This window comes from Pseudanabaena sp. PCC 9330 (assembly GCF_055795045.1).
Map to the genome: position 1 here is coordinate 1 of NZ_JAYFES010000010.1, position 492 is coordinate 492.

Annotated in this window: 1 protein-coding gene; it reads left to right on the forward strand. The window is 58.5% G+C overall.

What is annotated here, in order from left to right:
• Positions 1-54: 54 nt before the first annotated feature.
• Positions 55-492 (forward strand): helix-turn-helix domain-containing protein (locus AC0QKW_RS00040; RefSeq protein ID WP_473149032.1); only part of this gene is annotated, 438 nt, incomplete at its 3' end.

Genomic DNA, 492 nt, shown 5'->3' on the forward strand with positions numbered 1-492 from the left:
CCAAAACATCCCCTTTGCGAACTAACGGCTGAAGAACACCAAGAACTAGAGCGATTGTCGCGTGCGAGCAGTGAATCAGCGGCTCGTGTCGCTCGTGCTAAAGCGCTGCTCGCCGTTTCCCAAGGACACAGCTATACCGGTGCGGCCCAAGCCAGCGGACGACGCTCCGGGGATGCGGTGTCGCACCTGGTGGAGCGCTTTAATCAGGAGGGACTTGCCGCCTTAACCCCACGCCATGGAGGTGGGGCCAAGACGCAGTATAGGGGTGAGCATCGGCAGCAGATCGTTGAGTTGGCCCAACAAGCCCCTAACCTGGAGAGCGATGGCGTCTCCCAATGGTCGTTGTCCACCTTACAACGCCGATTGAGGGCTCAAGAAAACGGTGATTTTTCAACCATCAGTACCTTCACCCTTTGGCAGGTACTCCACGAGGCTGGCCAGAGTTGGCAACAAAGCCGGAGTTGGTGCAAAACCGGTACCGCCCTGCGGCGT